The sequence below is a fragment of the Pyxidicoccus caerfyrddinensis genome, assembly GCF_010894405.1.
Classification (GTDB): domain Bacteria; phylum Myxococcota; class Myxococcia; order Myxococcales; family Myxococcaceae; genus Myxococcus; species Myxococcus caerfyrddinensis.
Genome location: NZ_JAAIYA010000013.1, coordinates 139369 through 163032, shown reverse-complemented (window position 1 = coordinate 163032; position 23664 = coordinate 139369). Strand labels below are relative to the sequence as shown.

At 69.5% G+C, this 23664-nt stretch carries 19 protein-coding genes; 12 read left to right on the top strand and 7 right to left on the bottom strand.

The window, feature by feature from the left end:
* The first annotated feature begins 47 nt into the window (after positions 1–47).
* The 4 genes from G4D86_RS29845 (at position 48) to G4D86_RS29825 (ending at position 5570) form a co-directional block, all read left to right on the top strand.
* Positions 48–1514 (top strand): S41 family peptidase, encoded by a 1467-nt coding sequence (locus G4D86_RS29845; protein ID WP_163997467.1) that lies wholly within the window; start codon positions 48–50, stop codon positions 1512–1514.
* 318 nt (positions 1515–1832) lie between these two features.
* The gene (locus tag G4D86_RS29840) at positions 1833–3185 is read left to right on the top strand and encodes an AHH domain-containing protein (RefSeq protein ID WP_163997466.1); all 1353 of its coding nucleotides are present in this window, start codon (positions 1833–1835) and stop codon (positions 3183–3185) included.
* Between the two features lie 9 nt (positions 3186–3194).
* Positions 3195–3761 carry an imm11 family protein gene (locus G4D86_RS29835; RefSeq protein ID WP_163997465.1) on the top strand — a complete coding sequence of 189 codons (567 nt, stop codon included), beginning with the start codon at positions 3195–3197 and terminating at the stop codon, positions 3759–3761.
* Between the two features lie 1011 nt (positions 3762–4772).
* Positions 4773–5570, top strand: coding sequence for a hypothetical protein (locus G4D86_RS29825; RefSeq protein WP_163997463.1), 798 nt, complete (start codon positions 4773–4775; stop codon positions 5568–5570).
* Positions 5571–5699: 129 nt separating this feature from the next.
* Here the strand turns inward: G4D86_RS29825 and G4D86_RS29820 are convergent, their stop codons facing one another.
* Genes G4D86_RS29820 through G4D86_RS29810 form a run of 3 tightly spaced genes read right to left on the bottom strand, consistent with a single transcriptional unit; the run spans position 5700 to position 10481 of the window.
* On the bottom strand, positions 5700–7535 hold the full coding sequence (locus tag G4D86_RS29820; protein WP_163997462.1) for a hypothetical protein: 1836 nt from the start codon (positions 7533–7535) through the stop codon (positions 5700–5702).
* A 37-nt stretch (positions 7536–7572) separates the two neighbouring features.
* Complete coding sequence (locus G4D86_RS29815; RefSeq protein WP_163997461.1) at positions 7573–9951, bottom strand: IPT/TIG domain-containing protein; 2379 nt, start codon at positions 9949–9951, stop codon at positions 7573–7575.
* Complete coding sequence (locus G4D86_RS29810; protein ID WP_163997460.1) at positions 9948–10481, bottom strand: hypothetical protein; 534 nt, start codon at positions 10479–10481, stop codon at positions 9948–9950. The genes G4D86_RS29815 and G4D86_RS29810 overlap by 4 nt, the downstream gene beginning before the upstream one ends.
* A gap of 472 nt (positions 10482–10953) precedes the next feature.
* On the opposite strand from G4D86_RS29810, the gene G4D86_RS29805 reads away from it, so the two are divergent.
* From G4D86_RS29805 to G4D86_RS29790, 4 genes are all read left to right on the top strand, one after another.
* The gene (locus G4D86_RS29805; RefSeq protein WP_240360539.1) at positions 10954–11580 is read left to right on the top strand and encodes a hypothetical protein; all 627 of its coding nucleotides are present in this window, start codon (positions 10954–10956) and stop codon (positions 11578–11580) included.
* A gap of 248 nt (positions 11581–11828) precedes the next feature.
* Complete coding sequence (locus tag G4D86_RS29800) at positions 11829–13415, top strand: hypothetical protein (RefSeq protein ID WP_163997459.1); 1587 nt, start codon at positions 11829–11831, stop codon at positions 13413–13415.
* A gap of 217 nt (positions 13416–13632) precedes the next feature.
* Positions 13633–14574 (top strand): hypothetical protein, encoded by a 942-nt coding sequence (locus tag G4D86_RS29795; protein ID WP_163997458.1) that lies wholly within the window; start codon positions 13633–13635, stop codon positions 14572–14574.
* Positions 14575–14716: 142 nt separating this feature from the next.
* On the top strand, positions 14717–15094 hold the full coding sequence (locus tag G4D86_RS29790) for a hypothetical protein (RefSeq protein ID WP_240360538.1): 378 nt from the start codon (positions 14717–14719) through the stop codon (positions 15092–15094).
* Here G4D86_RS29790 and G4D86_RS29785 read toward each other — a convergent pair.
* A complete protein-coding gene (locus tag G4D86_RS29785) occupies positions 15012–15761 on the bottom strand; it encodes an esterase/lipase family protein (RefSeq protein WP_163997457.1) in 750 nt (249 codons plus the stop codon). The two genes, G4D86_RS29790 and G4D86_RS29785, sit on opposite strands and share 83 nt — an antisense overlap.
* A 662-nt stretch (positions 15762–16423) precedes the next feature.
* Here G4D86_RS29785 and G4D86_RS29780 point away from each other — a divergent pair.
* From G4D86_RS29780 to G4D86_RS29765, 4 genes are all read left to right on the top strand, one after another.
* Positions 16424–16939, top strand: a complete 516-nt coding sequence (locus G4D86_RS29780; RefSeq protein WP_163997456.1) for a MarR family winged helix-turn-helix transcriptional regulator — start codon at positions 16424–16426, stop codon at positions 16937–16939.
* Positions 16905–17750, top strand: a complete 846-nt coding sequence (locus tag G4D86_RS29775) for a pirin family protein (RefSeq protein ID WP_163997455.1) — start codon at positions 16905–16907, stop codon at positions 17748–17750. Before G4D86_RS29780 ends, G4D86_RS29775 begins: the two co-directional genes overlap by 35 nt.
* 169 nt (positions 17751–17919) lie before the next feature.
* On the top strand, positions 17920–18630 hold the full coding sequence (locus tag G4D86_RS29770; RefSeq protein WP_163997454.1) for an SDR family NAD(P)-dependent oxidoreductase: 711 nt from the start codon (positions 17920–17922) through the stop codon (positions 18628–18630).
* Positions 18631–18642: 12 nt separating this feature from the next.
* On the top strand, positions 18643–18879 hold the full coding sequence (locus G4D86_RS29765) for a tautomerase family protein (RefSeq protein WP_163997453.1): 237 nt from the start codon (positions 18643–18645) through the stop codon (positions 18877–18879).
* 82 nt (positions 18880–18961) lie between these two features.
* Here the strand turns inward: G4D86_RS29765 and G4D86_RS29760 are convergent, their stop codons facing one another.
* From G4D86_RS29760 to G4D86_RS29750, 3 genes are all read right to left on the bottom strand, one after another.
* A complete protein-coding gene (locus G4D86_RS29760) occupies positions 18962–19897 on the bottom strand; it encodes a LysR family transcriptional regulator (protein ID WP_163997452.1) in 936 nt (311 codons plus the stop codon).
* 175 nt (positions 19898–20072) lie between these two features.
* A complete protein-coding gene (locus G4D86_RS29755; RefSeq protein WP_163997451.1) occupies positions 20073–20711 on the bottom strand; it encodes a glutathione S-transferase family protein in 639 nt (212 codons plus the stop codon).
* Positions 20712–20773: 62 nt separating this feature from the next.
* Positions 20774–23611: a hypothetical protein gene (locus tag G4D86_RS29750; protein WP_163997450.1), complete on the bottom strand. Its 2838-nt coding sequence runs from the start codon at positions 23609–23611 to the stop codon at positions 20774–20776.
* Positions 23612–23664: the final 53 nt, after the last annotated feature.

Genomic DNA, 23664 nt, shown 5'->3' with positions numbered 1-23664 from the left:
GCTACGTTCGGCCGTCCTGAAGACACAGCCCGGAGTCTCCCCGCACGATGTTGTTCCCGACCCTCGTCATTGGACTGTCGCTGACCGCCACCAACCCCTGGGCGCAGATGGCGGAGCAGGACCTGAAGGCCATGCGCCAGGCCATCCTGGAGAACCACCCGGGGCCGGTGGACCCGCTCAACCCGTCCTTCAAGCAGTGGCTGGACGGTGGCTATCGACAGGCGCTCACCCGTGCCCGGCAGGCCCGCTCCTTCGGCGGCTATGACTTCGCCATCCGCTACTACGCCGCGGGCTTCCGGGACGGTCACCTCCGTGCGGGCGCCCATGTCGCGCCCCTCCGTGCGTCGTGGCCCGGCTTCATCCTCTCGCTGCGCCAGGGCCGGTACGTCGTCGCGAGCGTGGACGAGAAGGACCCGGCGCAGGACACGCTGCCCGCCGTGGGCAGCGAGCTGCTCGACTGCGACGGCCGGGCCGCTCAGCAGATGCTGGAGCAGGACGTGCTGCCCTTCGCCGCTGGCGCGGACATCGAGTCGCTGCGGATGAAGCTCACCCCCATCCTGCTGCAGGACGTGGGCAACCCCGAGGTGAAGCCGCCCTCCCAGTGCCGCGTGAAGACGGGCACCGAGGTGCGCACGGTGACGCTGCGCTACCGGCCCATTCCCACGGAGGAGCACGAGAAGAAGCTGCAAGGCGCGGCGTTCGGCCCGACGCCCTCCTTCGGCACGCACACGTTCGGCAAGAGCGGTGTCTGGGTCTCCATCCCCACCTTCGGCCCGCGCGAGGGCTCCGCCGACTTCGAGGCCATGCGCTCGCTGGTGCAGCAGGCCGGCTCCTGGGGCGGCGCGGAGGTGCTGGTGTTCGACGTGCGCGGCAACACCGGCGGCAACTCGGCGTGGGGCAAGCAGCTGGCCCAGGGGCTCTTCGGGGAGGCGCTGGTGAAGGCGCGCTACGAGGACGACCCGAAGGCCCGCGCCGTCTACGTGGACTGGCGGGCCTCGGCGGACAACGTGCGCTACCTCGGAGAGATGACCGCGCAGCTCGGGCGTCAGTTCGGCAAGGACAGCCACGAGGAGAAGTGGGCAGGCGCGGTCGCGAAGGGCCTCGCAGAGGCCCGGCGCTGGGGCCAGCCGCTCTGGAGTGAGAAGGAGGACGCCTCCTCCACCCCGCCCTCCTCGGAGCCCGCCAATCCCGTGCGCACGCGCGTGTATCTGCTCACGGACGGCCGCTGCGGCAGCGCGTGCCTGGACTTCGCCGACCTGATGCTGAGCCTGCCCGGCGTCACGCACGTGGGCCTGCCCACCTCCGCGGACTCCGTCTACATGGAGGTCCGCGCAATGGACCTTCCGTCGGGCACGACGCGCATCATTGTCCCCATCAAGGTCTACCGGAACCGTCCGCGCGGCCACAACGAGCCGTATGTCCCGGCGCGCCGCTTCGACGGCGACATCGGTGACACCGCCGCCGTGGAGCGCTGGCTGCTGGAGCAGGACGCCGCGCGGGACGCAGCGAACTGATTCAGGACGCGGGAAGACACTGCACTCCCTCTCCGGGTGGCGGACTCGCGGAAGGAACCTTCCTTCCACCGCGGTCGGCCGCCGGGGGGGCTCCTCACTTCGACATGTGCGGTGTGCCGCATCAGGACTGATGCCGCCGCGAGGAGTCTGCGGACATCCCACGACCCCTGCGGGCTGGCCCCTGCCATTCACGATTCGCATCCGCGTGGTTCCTCAGCCTATTTGAGACTCAGGAACCGGCCTCTCCGTGTCGTGTCGGACTCTTCTGGTATTCCCGGCCTAAGCTCGTGGGAACGCACCCGGCCCCGGAGGACGTGGATGAGAGCGCCTGGAGTCATCTGGTTGTTGCTGGCGCTTGCTGTCTCAGGCTGCTCGACCACGCGGGTCGTGCGCCTGGACACCGGAGACGGACCTCCGGTTGTCCACACGCCCTTCGAGGAGGAGGACAGCACCGGGCCCGTGGAGCTGGACGACGATGAATTCGAGGAGGCTGTAGTGGAGCTCGCCCGGGACGTGCGGCCCTTCGCAAATCCCCTCCGAGAGGCTCGCCAGCTTTTCGGAGTCCCCGAGAGAGGCGGCGTGTACCTGTACCAGCACCGGGGCCCTCGACTCATCCCTCAGGAAGAGGAGACGGCCCCGGACGGCCTGCGCCTCCTGGAGTCATACGCGGATGACGAGCTGACGCGCGCCTATGGCCGCTGGTGCGAGCGCAAGTCTCAGCCCGGCGACTGCCTGCGTCTGCTGGGAGAAGGCCCTCTGCTGGCCAGCGACGGCAAGTACTCGCTGGCCATGGCCATCGCCATGGACTCGGTCTGGGATGAGACCACCGAGGCGCTGAAGGACATGGCGGACCCGCAGGCGCTCATGGCAACGGTGACCGCCTCCGTCAGCATGTACCTGCTGCTCTGGTCGCTGCCCGAGCCAGTGAGCAAGGGTCTGGCGGCCCTGATGACGGCCTCGGCCATTGCCTACCTGGGCGTGGACACGGTGTGGCGACTGCTGGACGGGTGGATAGCGCTGGTGCGCGAGGTGGACCGGGCCACCACCTTCGCGCAGCTCAGCGAGGCTGGTGAGGCGTACGGCGAAGTCCTCGGGGAGAACGCAGCGCGCATCTTCGTCATGCTGGCCACCGCGGTCATTGGGAACACGGCGGGCCTGGCGGCGAAGGCATCGGGGTTGCCGGGCTCGGCGCAGGCGGCGGTCGCGGTGGAGACGCAGGCGGGCTATCAGTACGTGGCCATCGGGAGCGTGAAGTCGGTGGCAATGGCGGCCGAGGGCTTCACCATCGCGCTGGCCCCCAACGCGGTCGCCATGGCGGCCCGGGGAATGCGCGGCGGCCGGACCAGGGACCATCACCTCGCGACGGACAAGAACAGTGTGTCCACCGCGCGCGGAGGGCCTTGGACGCCCCGGTTCAAGAGACTCTTCAAGAAGGCCGGGATGGAGCTGAAGGACCCTGAGAACATCGTGCCGGTCGAGGGCCACAATGGGCCCCATCCGCAGAAGTACCACGAGCGGGTCTTCAGTCGGCTGAACAGTGCAACCGCAGGCTGTCGCTCGGTGGATGAGTGCCGCAAGCTCCTGACGAAGGCGCTTCAACAGCTGGCCAAGGAAGCTGTCACGAAAGGGACGGACATCAACAGGCTCCTGACCGAGCGCCAGCAGCGGTAGAACCGCACCATGCCGACTCGATTCTTCGACCTTGCCGAGAACGTTCAAGCCGGGAACTGGTACCTGGGGGACCCCGAGGACGAACGTGGCCAGGAAGTGGAAGACCCCTGGATCTTCAGGGCCGGACGGCCCGTCCAGGTCAAAGGCCCTCTGAAAATACCCGTCGACGAACCAGGCAAGGCGCTGGACTTCTCCATGGCGGGCGTGGGCGTGACGCCTGTGGTCCACGTCAGGGTGGCGGAGATCTTCAAGGAACTGGCCCCCAATGACGTGCAGTTCATCCCCGTGTCCATCCAGGGGCACCCGGACCAGTACCTCATCCTCGTGGCCACGAAGCTCATCCGCTGCATCGACGACGCAGCGTCCAAGGTGCAGCGATGGAAGCCGGAAGACGGACTGCCCGAGAAGGCAGGTCAGTACTACGCCGTCGATGACATGCGCATCGACCCCAGGAAGTTGGGAGATGCCAAGCTCTTCCGCACGGAAGGCTGGGACATCGCCCTCATCGTGTCCGAGGACATCAAGCAGGCCTTGGAGCGCGCGAAGGCTACCGGCGTGAAGTTCACGCAGGTGTAGCCCGTGCAAACGGCCCCCTTGTTCTCCGAAGCGCGCTCACACCAGGAGGCAGGGGTCTTGACAAGGGGTCGGGACACCGAGCGCCTCCAGGCATTCACGGATATACGCCGAGGCAAAGCCATCAACCGACATGCCTCAATGGCGCGGGTCATTGCAAGGGGACGAGAACGCCTGACATCCACGAAGCAAGCAATTGCGAAGGAGCTCTGCTCTCCCTATTGACCAACCATACCGTCTGGCTTCACAGTTGGCGCGCTTCCTTCTCCTAACAACGAGGTCCGAATGCGTTCAGGATTGGCCGTGCGCCGCTGGGCTATTGCAAGCGCGATGTCGCTGCTGATGGGTTGCGGTCCGGAAGTACTCGAGGAGAAGCAAACGCAGGAGCCGGTCACCTCCGGCGAGCAGGAGATGGTCGGCGGCAGTTGCTATCCGGGCGAGGAGCTGTGCAACGGGGTGTGTACCGACACCTTCAGTGACGTCAACAACTGTGGCTGGTGCGGTCACAGGTGCTGGGCTGTCCCTTCGGCGATGTGCTATTCTTACACATGCTACCAGTGCGATTACGATGGCACGAATTGCGTCGCCATCTAATCAAACTCACGCGGACCGGGGCCTCCTGGCGGACGTGCATCGCCAGGGGGGGCCAGGGACACGGCCGCCAGTGCCCCCATGAGGATGTGCAGCTGAGCCCCGGCTCCCCCATGCAGGTGCGGAGGAGGTGCGCGTGGCGCCCCAGGCAGCGGCGAGGAGGGAGCCGCTGAAGGAGAAGACGCCGCGAGTGCGGTCACGAAGCGGGCCCTGACATCCATGTCCGCTGGAGCGCCATGCCCACGTGCCAGACCTGGCACGTTATGCCCTCCGTCATCGCGCCCGGCGGAGCCCTGACTGCTTCAACCTGATGATTTCACTTCGGGTTCCTCCCTCCGCGCGCCCTGGTCCCACGCTTGCTCATGTGACTCCCCGCACCCGCCACGAAGCGCGAAGGCGCTCGCGGCTCAACAGGAGCGACACATGCAGAAGCAGCTGCTCGGAGGTCTGGTGTTGTTGGCGATGACGGGTTGCGGTGAGGACCCGCGCGCACCGGAGGACACGGCGGAGGAGCTCGCCCGGAGCCAGAATGCTCTCGTGGGAGACATCCACTCCATCCGGGGCGACACGGTGTGCCCGCCGAATGAGTACCTGATGCCCGTCGCGGAGGCGCGTGCCCACCAGGAGACCCTCTGCGCGCAGCTCGGCAGCTTCGACCTCATCCGGCTGGCGGGTGGAGGTACGCTGGCGGGGCCCGCCTACGGTTGCACCGTGCAGGACCTCGACGTCCGCACGCCGGGAGCCAGCCTCTGCATGCCGCGACCCCTGCCGGCCTGGTTCAAGTCGCAGGGAGACAACCTGTGCCCGGCGAACGCGGCCCTCATGAGCCCGGAGACCGCGGTCGCCAGACGCACGGAGCTGTGCGCCTACCTGGGCCGGTGGGACATCGTCCGGCTGTCGGGAGGCGGCTCGATGGTGGGCTCCGGCGCGGGCTGCGTCATCCGGACGCAGGACACGCAGCCCATGGGGTGGTCGCTCTGCGAACCCACGGGCTTCCCCTTCTCCGTGGTGGCCGCGGAGGGCCCGTGCGCGCCCGGGACGGCCGAGCTCTCTCCGAACGAGGCCCGTGCCCGGCAGGCTGAAATCTGCGCCACGCTCGGCAAGTGGGACATCCAGCGGCTCTCCGGGCGGGGAACGATGAAGGGCCCGGGGGCAGGCTGCGTCATCAAGGACTGGGAACCCAACCCCGTCGGCGCGACGCTGTGCAAGACGCTCCCGTGACGTAAGGAATTGAAGCGGAATGCCTCCACGGGCTCGAACCCGTGGAGGCGGCAGGGCCTGACTCCCGCTTCAGGGGCGGCCGGGCCAGGAGCGCTGGCCATTGACGCGGTACGGGACCTGGAGCTCCTCTCACTCCTCCCGCAGCGTGAAGCTCCATTCACCGGTCCGGATCGAGCTGCCCGAGGACATGAACACGGTATAGGTGCCAGTCACCGGAGCGGTGAACCGGTACCGCAGCGACGTGTGGTCCGGCGCGTAGGCCACCGCCGAGGCAACGCCTGTCGACTCCAGGAGGTAGGTCCGGCCCGCCTGGAGCACGACGGAGAAGGTGTCCGAGTCGGCCCCCGACTGGAGCGCGCCGGAGGCCGAGGCCGGCAGCGTCAGCGGCGTGGCCCCGAGCTCGTCGTCCCCGTAGTCGTCGGTGCCAATCCGTTCCACCCGCAGCGTGAAGGTGTAGGAAAAGCCCGCGCGGTGGACCAGCATGGCGATGGGCTCCGCGGCCCGAGCATCGATGATGTAGCCATTCGGCTGGCTCAGCCGGGGGACCCAGCCGCTCGGAGCCTCCAGGTTCATGCCGCAGTCCGGCTCGCAGGTGACGCGATAGATGCCGTCCGCGTCGGCCATGAAGCTGATGGCGTCGACTTCATACTCCTCGTGGAGCAGCCCCGTGACGGTGCTGCCCACGGCGATGCGGGTGGCCGTGGCCGCCGTGTCGCCATGGTCATCCAGACCCAGGTCCTCCAGCAGGAACGGGAAGGTGCTGCCCCAGGCGGAGGCGTTGGAGAGCTGCACGTAGTAGGGCCCGGCCGTCGTCACCTCGTAGTAGACCTTGTAGCCCCCGACGAAGTCCCAGCGCTTCAGCTCCGTCCCGGCGGCATTCGTGATGCGCACGAGGCCCTGCGACGCGATGCGGTAGACGTGGCCGGCCACTCCGGTGAAGGACAGCACGTCCACATCGGTCCGTGACTCCATGCGCACGGGGACCTCGGTGCCGGGCGTCAGGGGCGTCGCGCCCGTCGTCACGTCCGCATGCTGGTCGGCCCCCAGGTCCTCCAGCCGGCAGCGGTACGTCACCGGGGCGGGCACCTCCACGTAGCTCACCTCCACGAACCAGCTCGCCTCGCCCGCGGCCTTCACGCCCACGGCGACCCCGTTGAGCACGTTGGACGTGGAGTCCACACGCGCGCCCAGCGCCGTGCGTGCCTCGAGCCGCGGGCTGCTGCCGTTGCCCGGGTCGCAGGTGAAACGGTAGCCATGGCCCGCGACGGAGCGGAAGGTGAAGACGTCCACGTCGCCTTCGTACCCGAGCGTCACGTCGAAGGACTCGGCCGAGGGCTGGCGCACCGTGGCCGTCGCCAGCGCGTTGCCATGGTCGTCCACCCCCGCGGGGGACACCTGGAGGGAATACGCCCCCACCCGCCCGGCCAGCGCCCCGGAGACCTCCACGAAGAGGACCGTGGGCTGCTGGACCGGCCTCACGAGCAACCGCGCCGGCACCGCCGCGCCCTGACTGACGGCGGACCCCACCACCGCCCCCGAAGCGTCCATCAACCGCACCGCGCAGTCGGGCATCGTCCGGGGCGTGCAGCGCACCTCGTAGAAGTGCATGGCCTGCGCGGTGAAGGTGAAGACGTCCCGGTCCGCCACGCCCGCGGTGGGGAGCTGCACCGCCCCCTCCACCTCCTCGCCATCCGCGGCCAGCGCGGTGGCGTCTTCCGGTGAGTCGCCGTGCTCGTCCAGCCGCATCGCCGGGGTGACCTGCTCGCAGGTGATTCCGGCGGCCTCTTCCCACTCGGCACAGCGGCACCGCGGCTTGCCGTCATCCGCGAAGCAGAGGCCGGCGGAGCACTCGACGTCGGCGCAGACCTCGGCGTCGTCACCGGAGCTACAGCCGGCGAGCACGACGAGGAGGGCCGCGGTCAGCGGCCCGAGGGCATTCCGGGAAGAGGAACGGAACAGGGACATGACGGGACTCGACGAGGAAGAAGGAAGCGGACCGGGGCTACAGGCCCCGCACCGTGGACACCTGCACGCCGAAGCCTTCCGTGCCCACGTAGAGCCGGGTGGAGTCGGGGTGGAAGGTGATGGACCGGACCGACTTGCCGGTCATCCCGGCGCTGATGTCGGTAAAGGCGGAGAACACGCTGGGAGACACGGTGGCGCGCCACAGGCCCGTCGGGCCTCCCGCGAAGGCATTATCCTCGGGAGCGTCGATGAGGTGGACGACACGCCCTTGCGACAGCACCGCTCCCAACTGCCCGCCGTCTCCGCGTCCACTGAAGACCCCCCGCGGACTGGCCACGAGCACCATGCCATTGCTGGCCACCGCGACCTGTCCGAACGGCGACGTGTAGTCGGACGTGAACCGGCCCGCGAGCGTCCACTGCGTGCTGTCCGGGGTGAGCGCGAACAGGGCCCCCTGCTGCGTGACGTAGAGGGTGAAGGAGGGCCCCGGCCCCGCCACCGCGAGCCCCGTGGCCAGCCCGGACGTGAGGCCCGCGTTCATCTCGGCCCAGGTGTCGCCGCCATCCCGGGACACCTGCACGCCCACGTCCGTCGCGGCGTAGACGGTGGGAGGCGCCGTGGGCAGCACGGCCAGGTCCCACACCTTTCCCTGCGGACCCGCGGCCTCCCAGGTGCCACCTCCATCCCGCGAGCGGCGCAGCCCGGACGCGGAGGCCGCGAAGACGAAGCGGCCGTCGGCGCTGCCCACCCGCACCACCGTGACGGGAGGAGGCACCTGCTCCCAGGGCACCGCCTTCCACAGGTCCCCGTCGTCCAGGCTCTCGAAGAGGCCGCCAGTCGTCCCCGCGAAGAGGTGTCCGGAGCGCGAGCCGTCCACGGCCAGCGCGATGACATCCGCGGCGGGCAACCCCGTGTTGGAGGCCGTCAGTCCGCTCCCGACAGTGCCCCGGAACACGCCAACGCCCGCCGTCGCGGCGAGCACCCGTCCCCCCGTCACGTTCATCGAGTTCACCGCCATCGCCGGAGGCAGGCCCGCCACGGGCTGCCAGGTGACGCCCGAGTCCACGGAGAGCCGCAGCCCGGCGGACGTGAGGAGGTGGAGCCGCCCGGCCTGGCTGGCGTCGGGGAAGAGAGAGAGAACCCCGGCGGTGCCGTTGAGCCGCACGGGCGCCTTTCCCGGGTCCAACCGGTAGAGGCCCTGCGCCGTGCCGGCGTAGAGCGAGTCCGCCGCTCCCGGCACCGGGGCAAGACACGTCACCGGCACTTCCGTGCGCCAGCCCCACGTCCACGAGTAGTACTGCGTCCCCGTCGCGAGCCGGAACACCCCCGCCGAGGTGGCCATGTAGATGCGCGCCGGAGTCGTCGCGTACATGGACCGAACGACCTCCGCGTCACCGGTGCCGACGAAGAGCCTCTCCCAGTTGCTTGCCCCCGGCGCCAGCCGCATGAGCTCAAGGGCCTGCAGCAACAGCAGCGCACCGTCGGGGGCCAGCAGCAGGCTCCCGCTGTAGCTGAAGAACTGGAAGACCCGCGACCAGCGCTCCCCGAGGTCGGCGCTCACGAGGAGGATGTCGCCGACCATCGTATAGAGCAGCCCCGAGGACGGGTGCTGGACCAGGACCTCCAACGTCTGCCCTCTCATGCTCTCGACGGGCTGCCACGTGGCACCGCCATCCCGGCTGCGCTGCAGCCCGGCCCCGGCCACGGCGGCGAGCACGTGCGAGGCGTCCGCGGGGTTCACCCACAGCCCCCGGACATTGCCTCCGAGCAGCCCCGCCCGCTTCTCCACCCAGGGCACGTCGATGCGCATGGCCCCGGAGAGGACGGTGACCCCGCCGACCGCGTTGCGCACCTCCACGTCATGGGTGCCCGGGGGCAGGGGCGGAATGGACGCGGTGATGCGCGTCTCCTCGCGGTTGATGGAGGGGTACGTCACCTTCACGCCGCCGATGAAGACGACGGGCGAGGGCCCCAAATCCCTGCCCACCAGGGTGAAGGTCTTCCCTCCGTTGGACGAGGCATACCCGGGCGAGAAGGACGTCACCTCCGGCCGGGGCTCGTAATGGAAGGCCCCGGGGAGCGTCACCGTCTCGTACTTGCCCCGCACCACCACGTCCTGGCGTCCTGACGGATGCGGCGGCGTGACGAAGATGAGCCGCGTCGCGTTCATGACCTTCGTCGTCGCCGGGACGCCGCCCACCTCCACCACGGTCTGCGCGTCGATGGCGTTGCCCGTCAGCGAGACCTCCGTGCCCCCCGCCGCGGGGCCCACCGTGGGGCTCAGCTCCGTCACGCTCAGCGTGCACAGCTCGGGATGCTTCGCGCAGTAGGCGTCCCCGTCGAAGTCCAGGCACCCGGCGGCGAGCACTCCCGCCAGCAGCAGCCCTGCCCAGCAAAGGCTCCGGCGCAGGCTCATGGCAGCACCCCCTGGAGGGACAGCATGCCGCCGCCCGCTCCGGGCACGAGGGAGACGGTGGGGCCCTCCTGCTGGGGCACCGGCTGCAGGTAGACCCAGGTGGCCGCGCCGAAGGCGAGGAGCGACGCGCCGCCCAGCACCAGCGCCGTCGTCTGGGCATTGCGGCCGCGCTGCGTGGTGGAGAAGGCCTCGTCGCGCGTCAGCGCCTTGCGCTTGTCCAGCGTCTCGCGGGCGCTCAGGGCCTTGCCGTAGTAGAGCCCGCCGGCCGTGGCGAGCCCCAGCCCGGCGACGCCAGCCACCCAGAACAGGGGCCGCTCCAAGCGCGGATAGCGGGGAACCCGTGAGCGCTTCAGCGCCTGCTGGCGCACGGACTCCTTCGGCGTGTCTTCGGGCGCGGAAGCCGGCTCCGCCCGGGGCGCGTCCGGGATTTGCGAGGATGCGCTGCTCGAAGCGGCCTGGGCCTCCGTGGACTTCACGAGAGGCTCCGCCGAGGAGACCGACACGATGGTGAGTAGAAGGTAGGCGTTCATGGATTCCCAGCCCCTCATCCGGGAGAACGCTGCCTATCTATCGAATGGACGAAGCTCCGTGAAGCGACGGAGTGCGCTACTCCGGCCGCTCCTGCCGGAAGCCGGTGCGCCTTGCTGGAGGGCTTCTCTCTGCACGCCAACACGCACCTGCACGCGTGAAGGAAACGGGAGGGGTGCTCGCGATTCTGGAGCACCTGGGCTTGCCCACGGCAGGTGCGCGCCTGGCCCCGGCGCGTTAGCCCCCGCAGGCCGCGGGGTGTTGAGGCTCAAGCCGCCACAGCCAAGACAGCCAGGCCCCTGCCGCGCACCTCATGGGAGCGTGGCGAGGGCCGGCGTGTACCCCAAGCAGGCTCAGGCGGCCTCTCCACCGGCCGGGCTCTCTGCTCGGGCGGCTCCCGTCAGCGGCCCTCCTCGGCTCCTCCGCTCCAGCCCTCACCTTCAACATGGCTTCTATCCCGCCCATACGCACGGCGTGACGCGCATCCAGGGACTCACCTACAACAGCCACCGTCACCCGGGCTGGTATCTCTACGAGAACGGCTCGGAGTGGGGCTCGCTGCAATGTCCCTACATGCACGGGCTGGGCATCGCTCCGAACGGAGACGTCCTCGTCGCGAACGAGCAGATGCTCGGCGTGCTCGTGCCGAGCGACAAGCTCGAGGACTGGGACCGGGGGAACACCTGGGACGGGCCCACGCCCTGGAGGTTCAAGAGCTTCAACGAGGCGCTCAACGGGCAGGCCACCGATGACTACTGGCGCGCCTTCGAGCAGGTCACCTCGGGTCGCTATTACCTGGGCAGCCAGGAGTACGGCGTCTGGGCCATGACGCCGAAGTCCCGCTCGGCGGGGAACTGGTCCAAGCTCGCCGGGCTGCCGACGAATCGCATCCAGTCGCTCAAGGCGACGGACGATGGCGCGCTCTACATCGGCACGATTGGCGAGGGCCTCTGGCGGCTGGAGCCAGACGGCGTGACGCTGTCCCGGGTGCGGCAGGTGTCCGGTCAGCGCGTCCTGCAGCTCGTCTACGAGCCCACCGTGACGCCGAGCATGCTGCTCGTCCTCACCGACCAGGGCCTGACGGTCCTCCGAGGACCGTAGCGCGGGCGTCTCGCCGCTGGAGCTTCGTCTCGGGGCGGGCGGGATGCCCTCTGCATCCCGCCCGTGCGCCCTGTAAGGGTTTCCCCGTGTGGGCCCTGGCCCACGGACGGTGCGGGCAAACCCGCCTCAACAAGACGCGCGCTGTGCGTTCTATACGCTGACGACCCGGGTCAGGTGGTCGTCACGTATTCCGTCAAGGGCCGTGGTCCGCGTCAGGGCCGCCCCCAACGCCCACGGTACCCAGCGCCATGCGTCCCATGAAAACCGCCCTCTTCTGCCTGGCCTTCACCGTGGTGGGGTGCGCCACCGCCCACAACCGCGCCAGCGACCTCTTCGCTCGCGGTGAGTACGAGGCCTCCGCCGAGGCGTACGAGGCGCTCCTGGGGGAGCAGCCGGAGCGCAAGGAGTTCCGCCTGCGCCGGGACACGGCGCGCTCGCACGCCCTGCTGAAGCAGGCCCAGGCGGTCCATGACTTGCGCACGAGCGGCCGGATTGCCGAGGCGCTGGGCGCGGCCGACCTGCTCCTCTCCCGAAGCGACGCGTGGGCGCCGCACGGCGAGGACGAGGTCCGCGCCGCCGTGGAGCGCGAGGCCGCCTGGGTGGACCAGCACCTGCGAGCGGAGGTGGCCCGCCACCTGGAGGCCCGTGAGCCGCTGGGCGCACAGGCCCTGGTGCAGCGCCACGAGTCGCTGCTCGGCCGCTCGCTGCTCGCGGCAACGCGTGGCGCGCTGACGGCCTCCATCCAGCGCTCGGGCCAGGAGGGCTGCACGCGGCTGGCCCCCGCCGCGGCCGAGGCCCCCTACTGGAGCCACCTCGTCCAGCGCTATTGCGCGCACTTCGGAGCCGAGGCGCCCCCGGCCCCCGACCTTCCGGACGTGTACGGCAGCCTCGCGTTCTCGGGCGGCGTCACCGGCGTGGACAAGGCCCCCCACTCCACGGTGCTGGCCTCCGCCCTCACCGGGGCCTTCGAAGCCAGCCCCTGGTACGCCCCCGGCGCGAAGGCGGCGGTGGCGGACCTGTCCGGCAGCTTCTCCGCGGAGGTGAAGACGCGCACCGTCCGGCGCGACGTGCCCTGGGTGGAGAACGTCCCCTACACCACCTTCGAGCAGGTGCTGGAGCCCCACCAGGTGCCGTACACCGCGACGGAGTATCGCTCCGAGCAGGTGCCCTACACCGCCATGGAGTCGTACACCGTGCAGGTGCCCTACACCGCCTCGGAGTCGTACACGTACAGCTGCGGCTACGGCACGAGCCACCGGACGTGTACGGGGCACCGCTCCGTCACGCGCCACCGCTCCGAGACGCGCACGCGCACCGTGACGAAGTACCGGTCGGAGATGCGCCCGCACATGGTGACGAAGTACCGCACCGAGCACCGCAGCGTCTCGCGCGCCGTCACGCGCTACCGGCAGGCGCCGCGCGTCTTCTCCTACGAAGCCGACCAGCTCTCGGCCGACTACCGCACGGCGATGACCGTCCGGCTGACGGGCGCCCTCCACCTCGAGACCGGGGTCGAGGACGCGCTGAGCGCGCAGGGCGACTGGCACGACGCACAGCACGCGCCCTCCAGGGTCGCGCCCGAGCGCCCGGGCTTTCCCCCCTCCGAGGACTGGTTCGCCGCCCGGGCCGAGACGCTCGCGCGGCGGCTGGAGGCCGAGCTGGCCCGCGCGTGGCGGGAGTCCTTCTGCGCCCCCGCCTCGGCCACGCTGGAGGCCGCGTCACGCTGCCTCTACGGCCACCCCGAGGCCCCGGGGCTCGACGCCACCTTCGCGCCGGTGCTCGGCGGTGATGCGCCGGCGTTCATCCGCGTGGTGCGCCAGACACCCGCGCCCTGAGCGGACCGGGGCACCGTCACTCCCATTGCAACACGGTGTGTGTGATTCCTTGGACTGGGAGGGTGCGGGCCGTGCCGCGGGCCTGGAGTATGCCCATGGCGGATGTGTCAATGCCTTGCGGCGATACCCTCCATTCCCCTGGGTATCGGGGCACTCCTTTGACACCTGCGCGGGACGCTTCCTGGCCTGCGCATCCTCACGAAAGGGCAGGTCATTCATGAAGGCGTTGTATTGCTGGGGGCTGTCTGTGCTTGCGCTGTTCGCGGTGGCATGCGGAGGCGACGCAGTATCCGAGACGCCCGCCCAGGCGGCACCAGGGACGCTGGAGCTTCCGCTGACCGCGTCCGGTCCGGAAGGCACCTACCGGCTGGTGGGCGCTACGTTCGTCATCACCGGTCCCCAGTCCGTCAACGTCACCGATACGTCGGCCGACACGGTGAGCGTGCCGCTCGCCGCGGGCGCCTACACCGTGCAGCTCGCGGGGAACTGGCAGCTCGAGCGGGTGGAGAATCCCGGCCAGGCCGTGCAGGCCACCCTGGTCTCCCCCAATCCGTTGTCCCTTGTCGTGGACGAGGGCCAGGTACGCACGGTGCGCTTCCTGTTCAAGGTCGCCGCCGCGGGAAGCGCGGACGTGGGCATCACCGTGGACAGCGGTGGCTGGATTACCGGCACCCTCCAGCTCAACGGCCTCGAGGGCAGCGTCCCGAACATCTTCCAGGAGGTGTACGGGAGGACGGTGCCCTTCACCATCAGCTACCAGACGGCCACGCTCATCCGGATGGACTACGGGGAAATGAAGGAGCTGAGGGTCCGGACCGGGCCGGTCTCCGTCCAGTTCGGCGGCGCTCCGTCCCTCCTCCTGCACGAGCGCATCGAAGCGGCGCTGGAAGGCTATGAGGCCGAGTTCTCCCTGACCGCGACGGCGAACGGGCAGGTCAAGTTCCTGGGTCTCCACCTCGCCGCCAATGCGCCGTTCTCCGAGCCCTTCATCTTCGAGCTGGGTGCGGGCCCCTCGTTCCCGGGGCCACTGGGGCGTGACGGCTATCCCGCCGTGGGGCCCTTCAAGTTCGAGGGGCAGGGCGCGCTCCGGCTGTTCAGCTACGGCTCCTCGTCGGCCGGAGCGTCGGGGCCTGCGAGCGGAACCATCATCCCCTACTGACGGGTTCGTGGAACAAGATGTATCCCGGACGGGCACTCCCAGTGCCAGGCGCCAGTGGCGCGCGTGTCCCGTAGACTCGTCCCCATGGACTTCAACATCGGGGACGAGGTGCGCAAGCAGATAGAGGAGGCCTTCCGCAAGCGTGGGAGGGTCACCCTCATCGACACGCGCGGCCTGGAATGTCCACGTCGCCTGGCTGTGCATCGGCGAGGACTCGCGGCGCGTGGAGGACGGCGACATCCAGGTGTGCGAGATGCTCGCGCGCTACGTCCCCGTGGTGGCCGTCGTCACCAAGGCCCGGAGCGACCAGGGCTTCCGCGACGAGGTGCAGCGGCTGCTGCCCCAGGCGCGCAACGTCATGCGGGTGCGCGCGCTCGCGGAGACGGATGACGAGGGCCACACGCTCCAGCCGCGCGGGCTGACGGAGCTGGTGGACATCACCATGGAACGCCATTCCACACGTGGACGAGGCCGAACTTCCGCGTGCTCACGTTCTCACCCCGGAGCCCCCTGCAGATGAGCTCGAGGTCATCGGCGTCGAACTCGGTGAGGTCCCGAGCCGTGTGCTCCCCCGCGAGGTCGGCATAGAACACCCTGCGCTGCCTGGAGAAGCCAGGCCGGGTGTTCAGCGTCTGCATGAGCGCGCTGCCCGAGGTGAGGTCTCCCCATCCCGGCGCGCAGTCGGAGACGAGCAGCGGAGCATCCATGAACCCCTGGAAGATGGGGTCGACCAACGTCATGCGCAGGTCGAGCTGACTGGGGGAAGGCGCCGGCTCGAGGACGAAGTCCTTGCGATGGCGACCGCGCACCTTCTTCATCCACCCGCAGTTGAGCGGGACCTCCGTTGGCATCCACTCGCTGTCCGCGAGCGAGTGGTCCGCCCCGGCCGCGATGACCGCGCCGAGCGAATGCCCCACCACCTGCACCGTCTTCCCCGAGTGCTGCCTCAGCACCTGCACGATGGCATTGCGCAGACAGTCCGACGTCTCCATGGGGTGCCGGTTGTCCGAGAAGAAGAAGTCGTAGACCTGCGCGTTGGACGGGAAGTGGTTGATGGCCCGGTTCATCACGTCCGGGCCGTCCTTGATGCCATGCACGGAGAGGTACGGCACCCTGCTCGGGTGCATCCGCGCCCCCGTCCGCCCCCGCGTCGGCTCCGCCATCCGCTCCCGCGTCGGTGCCCGCATCCACTCCAGCATCGGTGGTGACACAGGTGGTGGGCTCGGTGAACTCCAGGTCCTCCGGAGCACAGCCCGAGTCTCCCGCGTCCCCCGCATCCCCGGCGTCAGCGCCCCCATCACACTCCCCGCAGAGCTCGGGTTCCTCCTCGTCGTCGATGAACTGCTGCTGGAACCGGTCCTCCGTGCGCCCCGCCTCATCGTCCTGCGCGAGGCAGGCTGACACGCCGGCGGTGAGCACGAGCAGCGCCAGGAAGCCTGCGCGTGAAACAGCGGAACAGGACGTAGGCTCAGGCGGCCTCTCCACCGGCCGGGCTCTCTGCTCGGGCGGCCCCCGTCAGCGGCCCTCCTCGGCTCCTCCGCTCCAGCCCTCACCTTCAACATGGCTTCTAGCCCACCTATACGCCCGCTCGGGACAGAGGCCTTCAAGGTAGGCCCCGCCGCCGCGTGCCCCCATCGGCCTTCAGGGTGGGAGCGACTTTGGGGCGGGGCTTCGTGCGACCCCTCCGACCGGAGGGCGTGCTCCGGGGCAAAGGCGAGTCCGGGCGCGCGAGGAGGGAGCGACCGTCCCGGCTCTGCGAGCAATGGGGGCTCATCGTCCACCCTGCCACCCTCGGGACGCCCGGTCCGATTTGCTTGACCTCAAGAATCTTGACGTTAAGACATCTGCCATGAAGAGCGCCACGCCGAAGAAGAGAGCCGCTGACGTCTCGGGCACGCACCTGTGGCTCGTGATGATGAAGGCGCATCGGACGCTCGAGCGCCTGGCCATCCACAGCATCGAGTCGTCCGAGGTGGGGCTCTCCGACTTCGCGGTCCTGGAGATGCTCCTCCACAAGGGAGCCCAGCCCGTCAACGAGATCGGCCGGCGGGTCGGACTCACCAGCGGGGCGATCACCACGGCCGTGGACCGGCTGGCGTCTCGCGGCCTGGTCGCGCGCGAGGCCCACCCGAGCGACAGGCGGGCGCGCATCGTCCGGCTGACGGCAGCGGGCGAAGCGCAGGCGGCTGAGGTCTTCTCCGCGCACAAGGCCGCGATGGACCTGGCCGCGAGCGGGCTCTCGAAGACCGAGCGCGCGACGCTCATCCAGTTGCTCAAGAAGCTCGGCATCTCCGCCGGAAACCCGGCCCCTCGGCATTCGGAGGCAGAACATGTTGGCACGTCCGCTTCAGCACCCCGTCCGTGAGCTCCTCTACCGCACGAGCGGGCACCCACACGGCCCCATCACCCGGCTGATGAGCCCCGGTGACCTCGGCGAGCTCATCAAGCCCTTCGTCTTCCTCGATCTCTTCGGCTTCGACGGCCGGTATGCGCCCACGCCCATGGACTTCGGGTGGCACCCGCACTCGGGCATCGCCACGGTGACGGTGATGCTCGAAGGCAGCGTCCGCTACGCCGAGACCACCGGGAAGGAAGGCATCCTGCCGGTCGGAAGCGTCGAGTGGATGCGCGCGGGCGGCGGAGTCTGGCACACCGGCGCTCCCGAGCTGGGGCGCGTCAGGGGGTTCCAGCTCTGGGTCGCCCTGCCGCCAGAGCTCGAGAACGCAGCCAACGCCAGTCACTACGTGATGCCGGAGGACGTGCCCACCGAGGGGCCGGCCCGCGTCATTCTCGGAGCGTATGGCGGACTGCGGAGCCCCATCGCTGCGCCCCCGATGAACTACCTGTCGGTCAGCCTGAAGGCAGGCGAGCGTTGGACCTACCACCCTCCCCAGGGACACACGGTGGCCTGGGTTGCCGTGCACGAAGGCGTGCTGCGTGCCCCCTCGCCCATCCCGAGCGGCGAGCTCGCAATCTTCGAGCCCTCGGAGAGGTCCATCGACTTCGTCGCCGAGGGCGCCACGATCTTCGTGCTCGGCTCCGCGGCGAAGCATCCGCACGACCTCGTCCTCGGGAACTACTCGGTGCACACCAGCGCCGGCGCCCTGCGCCAGGGGGAGGCGGAGATTCGCCGCATCGGCCATCAGCTCCGGGCGAACGGAACGCTGAGGCGCTGACCCCAGAGGCCGCGAGAGCCCCGCGCACCGAGATTCTTCCACGCAGCGGAAGAGTCCCTGCCGGGCGGTGGGTATTCAGTCAGCGGACGCCGTCTCTTAAATCTCTCCTCGACGCCCATACCAGGGCCGACGGCGGCACTTCGGCTCGCCGTAGCAACGAGGAAAGATCATGAACTCCCACCAGAAGGTCGCCATCATCACGGGCGCGTCGCAGGGCATCGGGGCCGGGCTCGTCGAGGGTTACCGGGGCCGCGGCTACCGCGTCGTCGCGACCTCCCGCTCCATCAAGCAGGGCAGCGACCCGGAAGTGCTCGCCGTCGCGGGCGACATCGGCGATGCCTCTACCTCCGAGCGCGTGGTCAAGGAGGCCATTGCGCGCTTCGGGCGCATCGACACGCTGGTCAACAACGCCGGCATCTTCATCGCCAAGCCGTTCACGGACTACACGGCCGACGACTTCACCGCGATGATCAAGACCAACCTCGGTGGCTTCTTCCACCTCACGCAGCGCGCCCTCGTGCAGATGGTGAAGCAGGGCTCCGGCCACATCGTCAGCATCACCACGCCCTTCGTGAACCAGGCCATCGCGGGCGTTCCGACGGGGCTCGCGAACCTCACCAAGGGCGGTATCAGCTCCGTGACCCGCGAGCTCGCGGTCGAGTTCGCCGGGAGGGGTATCCGCGTCAACGCCGTCGCCCCGGGCTTCATCAAGACCCCCATCCACGCGCCGGAGTCCCACGCGTTCCTCGCCACCTTGAACCCCTCGAAGCGCATGGGCGAGGTCAGCGACGTCACGGATGCGGTTCTCTACCTCGAGGGTGCCAGCTACGCGACGGGCGAGATCCTCTACGTCGACGGCGGCCAGAACGCCGGTCGCTAAGGGGAGCCTGCCATGCCCATCGTCACCATCCAGATCACCCGTGAGGGCTCCGGCCCTGGCCGGGACTCCGTCACGCCCGAGGAGAAGGCCCGCCTGATTGCAGGCACCAGCCAGCTCCTGCTCGACGTGCTGAACAAGCCCCTCGACTCGACCTACGTGGTCATCCAGGAGGTCGAGCTGGAGGACTGGGGCTGGGGCGGCTTGCCGGCGCTCGAGTTTCGCAAGCGGCGCGCCGCAGGCAAGTCGTGAATCCGCACGGAGACCACCCAAGCCCCGGCGGTCTCCGTCCCCTGTGCGCCCGAGGGGGCCCCTGCCCGGGGTGCCGTTCCCGTCAGCCCTGGAAGGCCTGGGCCTGCACGGAGAGCCTCGAGAACTCGGCGCGCAGGCGTGGCACCGCGAAGTCCATGAAGGCGCGGACCTTGGGCACCGAATTGCGACCCTGCGGAGTGAGGAGGTGCACGGGGAGGGCTGACGGCTCGGCGTTGCGCAGGATGACCTTCAGCGAGCCATCCTGGACGCGCTCCGCCACATGGTACGTGTAGAGCCGGGTCACGCCGTGGCCGTCCACCGCGGACGCGAGTGCGGCCCGCACGCTGTTGACCACGAGCCGCGGCTTGAAGTGCACGGAGCGGGAGATGGCGCTCCCGGCGGCTGGCGGAAACACCCACGCATCGTGCCCGAAGTGCGTCGTGGTGATGATCCGGTGCTTGCCCAGGTCCGCCGGCTCGAGGATGGGCGGATGCCCGGCGAGGTAGCGCGGCGATGCCACGATGACCCGCTTCACGTCGCCCCCGACACGGACGGCGACGAGGGAGGAGTCGGGCAGCTCGGCGACGCGCAGCGCGACATCGATGCCTTCCTCGACGAGGCTGACGTACCGGTCGAGCAGGACGAGGTTCGCCGAGACCTCGGGGTAGGCATCCAGGTAGGCGTCGAGGATGGGCCGCAGGATCTCCTCGCCGCTGATGGGTGGCACGCTGATCGTGAGCGTCCCCCGCGGAGCGACGCGCTCGCCCGCGGCGCTCAGCTCGGCTTCCTCGAGATCCGCCAGGATGCGGCGGCACGCGGACGCATAGCGCTCACCTGCCTCGCTGAGCTTGAGCGTGCGGGTGGTGCGGTGCAGCAGCTCGGCGCCGATGTGTTGCTCCAGCAACGCGATTGCACGGCTCACGGCAGCTGGCGAGCGCGCGAGCCGGCGTCCGGCGCCCGCCAGGCTGCCCTCGTCGAGCGCCGCGACAAACACCTTCATCGCCTCGATGCGATCCATGTCCCCTCTTCCGCAGCGCCGGATGCCCCTCATCCGCGGGGGCCCCTGCAGCGCGCCGGGTGACGGTGTACCGCAGGTCACCCCGGGCCCTCCACGCAAGGACACGTGTCCGTGCGGGTGAGCCGTCCACGGCCGCAGCCGGGGGCACCACCCGCCCCGGGGCGGTGCCCCGCGCTCAGGCCGCTTCGACGCGGTCGCAGTAGGCGTCGAACGTCTTCTTCCAGGCCGGGCGCGCGATGCAGCGCCTCTGGAAGGCGAGCACGTTTGGATGGTCCTTGACGACACTCTCGTCGGTGCCGGCGCCCAGCACATGCGTCATCAAGATGTCCGCGACGGTGAACTCGTCGGTCGCGACGAACTCTCTGCCCGCGAGCCAGCCGTCGAGCTGCTTCAGGCGCATGTCCCCCCACTGGTGAAGCGCATCGCTTCCCTTGGTGCCCTTGCCGCCGTTCAGGTCGACGAACCACGCGGTCAGGAGCGGGACTTCGATCGAGTTCAGCGCCGCGACGCACCAGCGCAGCACCTGCGCTTCGCCGGCGAGGTCGCGCGGCATCAGCTTGCCGCTCTTGCGGGCGAGGTAGAGCAGGATCGCGCCCGACTCGGTGACGACCACGCCGTCGTCGTCGATCACCGGAATCTGTCCGAACGGATTGAGCGCGCGATACGCGGGCGTATCGAGGTCGTGCCGCGGATGATCCATCCCCACGACCTCGTACGGCAGCCCCATCTCCTCCAGCGCCCACAGCACGCGCAGATCGCGGGTCTTGCCGCGGGCCATCTTGTTCACTCGGGAGAATCCGTAGACCTTGAGCATGCGCGCATCCTACTTCGCGCGCAGCTGGATCGTGCAACGCTCCCAAGGGGACAGGCTGTCACTCAGAACGACGGCGTACCGCCGAGCGTCCAGCCGATGCCGCCCGCGTTGTGGTACCACCAGTTGTACTTGCGCGGCGGCGTCAGCCGGTACTTCGCGAGCCCGGACGAGCTCCGCGTCCAGTAGGCAATCACATACTCGTGGGTCGTCACCAGCTCGCCCGTTGCGGCCAGGAGCGTGTCGCGGCGGCTGGTGTCCGTGGAGAAGAGCGCCCCCGTGGCGAGCAGGTAGGCCACGTCGCTCGCGTGCTCCATCTCGGCCCAGGGGTCCCACTGGGCCTGCGTCGAGCCGGCGGGAGCGTCGAGCTCGCGGACCGGGCCGGTGGACGCACCGCCATAGAGCGGCACCCGCCGCGAGACGCCATCCAGCCGCGTGGTGAAGTACGTACCGCGCGAGAGCACGCAGCTGGCGAGGTCGCTCAGCATCGGCGGGATGCGGCTGTCGCCCGTCACCTGGTAGGCGCGCACCAGGGCGTGCCCCACGAGCGCGCTCATCCACGGTGAGAAGCCATACTCGGTCTCCCAGTCGGGCCCCTTGTGATTGAAGCAGCCGTTCGCGGGGATGCCGCCCGCGGGCGTCTGTTGCATGGCTCTCAGGCTGCCAATCGTCTGGAGCACCCTGTCCCTCACCGCCGTCTCGCCGGTCGCCTCGTAGCGGATGACGTCCGCGAGCAGCCCGTTGCCGGCATTGCGCTCGGTGAACTGGCCCGTCAGCGTCGCCACGTCGAAGCTGCTGTCTCCGTAGCGCGTCGCCACCGCGACGTCGTCGATGATGCCGTAGGGCAGCGAGTCACCCGTGAGCAGGTACCAGGTCCACAGGGACTCGTTGTACGAGTACTTCTCGTCCTTGTAGAAGTCGGCCGCGTCGGGGTTCTTCAGCTTGAAGAAGCCGGCGCACCGCTCGGGGGCGAGGCTGCCACAGTCACCCGGTTGGTAGAGCTGGTTGAACAAGAAGTGGCTGGCGCGCACGCCCTCCCGGAGCATGTCGAAGTTCCCCGTGCGGACGTACCCGTTGAAGAACACCTGCGCCCGGTCATAGAGCCACGGCTCGTAGTCCGTCTGGTAGGGAATGCGGTTCGCCGGGTCGACCTGCCAGCCGAAGGACTCGTTGATGGCGGTGTAGAAGAAGTCCCCCTGCGCCGTGTCTGTCTTCGCCAGGACCGAATCGCGGCCGGCCGGGGCGGACGCCGTGCCGATGCCGGCGCAGGCCAGGATTTCCTTCGGGATGGCGGCGTAGACCTTCGGCTCGTAGACGCCGTGCGAGGCGCTGAAGGTTCCCTCGTTCACCAGCCGGAACGTGCTGCGGACCGGCACTTCGGAGGAGAGCCGGCTCGCCGGCGTGGCGTTGACGATGATGCGGATGCGCTCCTCCGTCGTGCTGGCGAAGGCCCGGTCGAGCTGGACCAGCAGGCTGCGAATGCCCGGCCCCGCCGTGGTGCTCACCCCGGCGCAGCGCACCTCGGCCGGGGGCAGCGCCCGCCAGACGGCCAGGGCGCGGGTGAAGGCTGGAATCTCGACGCCCGCCGAGGTCTGCACGACGACCTTCGTCGCATCCGTCAGGAGCCCGGGCGGCAGCGGCAGGCCGAAGGACACCCGCGTCGTCCCCGTGCCGGCGACGCTGGCGTGCGGGCGCAGGTCGACCTCGATGAGCTTCGTGCCCGTGGGCGCGGGGCCTGGCGTCGGGTTCGGGATGGGGTTCGGGTCGGGAGGCGGCGGCGGAGGCGGCGGCGGGTTGCCTCCCGGCGCATTGCCATTCACCAGGACGAGCGAGGCGTCATCCAGCGTCAGATCGACGGGGCCGTTGCCCTCGAGCTTCACCCAGAAGTAGACGCGGTCCAGCTGCCGCGTCCCATCCAGCGGGGTGGTGAGGTCCAGCGACTGGAGGGTGCGGGTGCCGGCGTCGACGTTCTGGCAGGTCCGCACCGCGGTGGAGCTGTCCTGGTAGTACGCCATGGGGCAGATGACGAGCGGCGCGCCGGCCGGGCCGGCGTCGACCCGCAGCTTCGCCCGCAGCCGGAGGGCCGTTCCGGTGGTGCCGCTGTTCCAGTCGAAGTCGCGGAGCGCGAACAACGTGTTGCCCCAGCCCGCGACGTGTGCCCGCAGGCTCGCCGTGCCCGACAGGGGGGACGTGGTGCTCCGGGAGACGGTGCTCGACGTCCCGGTGACTTCGAAGCCGGCGGTCGTGCTCTCGAAGCTACCGCCCGACAGCAGCTCCTGGCCATCGCTCGTCGGAGGAGGCCCGGACGGAGTCGTGGCCCAGAGGGTCAGGTTCGCATCGTCAAGCTTGACGGTCGCCGGCCCCTGCCCGTTGAGGCGCACCCAGAAGTAGACGCGGTCCAGCTCCCGCGTCTTGTCGAGGTCCAGGGAGACCGAGGCGACGCGGTCGTCGCGCGTTCCCGCGTCGACATCCTGGCACTTGAACACCGCGGTGGAGCTGTCCTGGTAGTACGCGTACGCGCAGAAGGAGATGGGCGCGCCCGCGCTCCCCGACAGCACCCGCAGCTTCGTCGACATCGTCAACGTCTGGGCAAAGGTCCCGCTGTTCCAGGCGGGGTCCACCAGGATGGAGGCCCTGTCGCCCCAGCTCGGCAGTCCGAGGTCCAGGCTCGCCGTTCCGGTGATGGGCGCCACCGTGCTGCGGGTGAAGGCCACCGCCGTCGAGCTCCCGGTGAAACCGGAGGTTCCACTCTCGAAGCCCGGGTCGGGGATGAGGTTCTGCCCCGAGGTGTAGTGCTGCTCCTGCGCCTTCAGTCCGGCTGGAGCTTCGCGTGCTTCATTGCCCCCACACGCCGCCGCCAACAACAACCACCACGCCGTCCCCCACCCTCGTGTCGCTCGCATACCCCTCCCCCGTGGGCACACCTGCACTCCACGTGAAGACAATGGGCATCAAA

What these genes read in the sequence shown, in the direction of transcription:
- G4D86_RS29775 (WP_163997455.1), top strand. Translation starts at nt 16,905, where the DNA reads ATGTTGGCACGTCCGCTTCAGCACCCCGTCCGTGAGCTCCTCTACCGC.
- G4D86_RS29845 (WP_163997467.1), top strand. Translation starts at nt 48, where the DNA reads ATGTTGTTCCCGACCCTCGTCATTGGACTGTCGCTGACCGCCACCAAC.
- G4D86_RS29750 (WP_163997450.1), bottom strand. Translation starts at nt 23,611, where the DNA reads ATGCGAGCGACACGAGGGTGGGGGACGGCGTGGTGGTTGTTGTTGGCG.
- G4D86_RS29835 (WP_163997465.1), top strand. Translation starts at nt 3,195, where the DNA reads ATGCCGACTCGATTCTTCGACCTTGCCGAGAACGTTCAAGCCGGGAAC.
- G4D86_RS29770 (WP_163997454.1), top strand. Translation starts at nt 17,920, where the DNA reads ATGAACTCCCACCAGAAGGTCGCCATCATCACGGGCGCGTCGCAGGGC.
- G4D86_RS29800 (WP_163997459.1), top strand. Translation starts at nt 11,829, where the DNA reads ATGCGTCCCATGAAAACCGCCCTCTTCTGCCTGGCCTTCACCGTGGTG.
- G4D86_RS29765 (WP_163997453.1), top strand. Translation starts at nt 18,643, where the DNA reads ATGCCCATCGTCACCATCCAGATCACCCGTGAGGGCTCCGGCCCTGGC.
- G4D86_RS29785 (WP_163997457.1), bottom strand. Translation starts at nt 15,761, where the DNA reads ATGCGGGCACCGACGCGGGAGCGGATGGCGGAGCCGACGCGGGGGCGG.
- G4D86_RS29795 (WP_163997458.1), top strand. Translation starts at nt 13,633, where the DNA reads ATGAAGGCGTTGTATTGCTGGGGGCTGTCTGTGCTTGCGCTGTTCGCG.
- G4D86_RS29780 (WP_163997456.1), top strand. Translation starts at nt 16,424, where the DNA reads ATGAAGAGCGCCACGCCGAAGAAGAGAGCCGCTGACGTCTCGGGCACG.
- G4D86_RS29815 (WP_163997461.1), bottom strand. Translation starts at nt 9,951, where the DNA reads ATGAGCCTGCGCCGGAGCCTTTGCTGGGCAGGGCTGCTGCTGGCGGGA.
- G4D86_RS29825 (WP_163997463.1), top strand. Translation starts at nt 4,773, where the DNA reads ATGCAGAAGCAGCTGCTCGGAGGTCTGGTGTTGTTGGCGATGACGGGT.
- G4D86_RS29820 (WP_163997462.1), bottom strand. Translation starts at nt 7,535, where the DNA reads ATGTCCCTGTTCCGTTCCTCTTCCCGGAATGCCCTCGGGCCGCTGACC.
- G4D86_RS29755 (WP_163997451.1), bottom strand. Translation starts at nt 20,711, where the DNA reads ATGCTCAAGGTCTACGGATTCTCCCGAGTGAACAAGATGGCCCGCGGC.
- G4D86_RS29760 (WP_163997452.1), bottom strand. Translation starts at nt 19,897, where the DNA reads ATGGATCGCATCGAGGCGATGAAGGTGTTTGTCGCGGCGCTCGACGAG.
- G4D86_RS29810 (WP_163997460.1), bottom strand. Translation starts at nt 10,481, where the DNA reads ATGAACGCCTACCTTCTACTCACCATCGTGTCGGTCTCCTCGGCGGAG.
- G4D86_RS29840 (WP_163997466.1), top strand. Translation starts at nt 1,833, where the DNA reads ATGAGAGCGCCTGGAGTCATCTGGTTGTTGCTGGCGCTTGCTGTCTCA.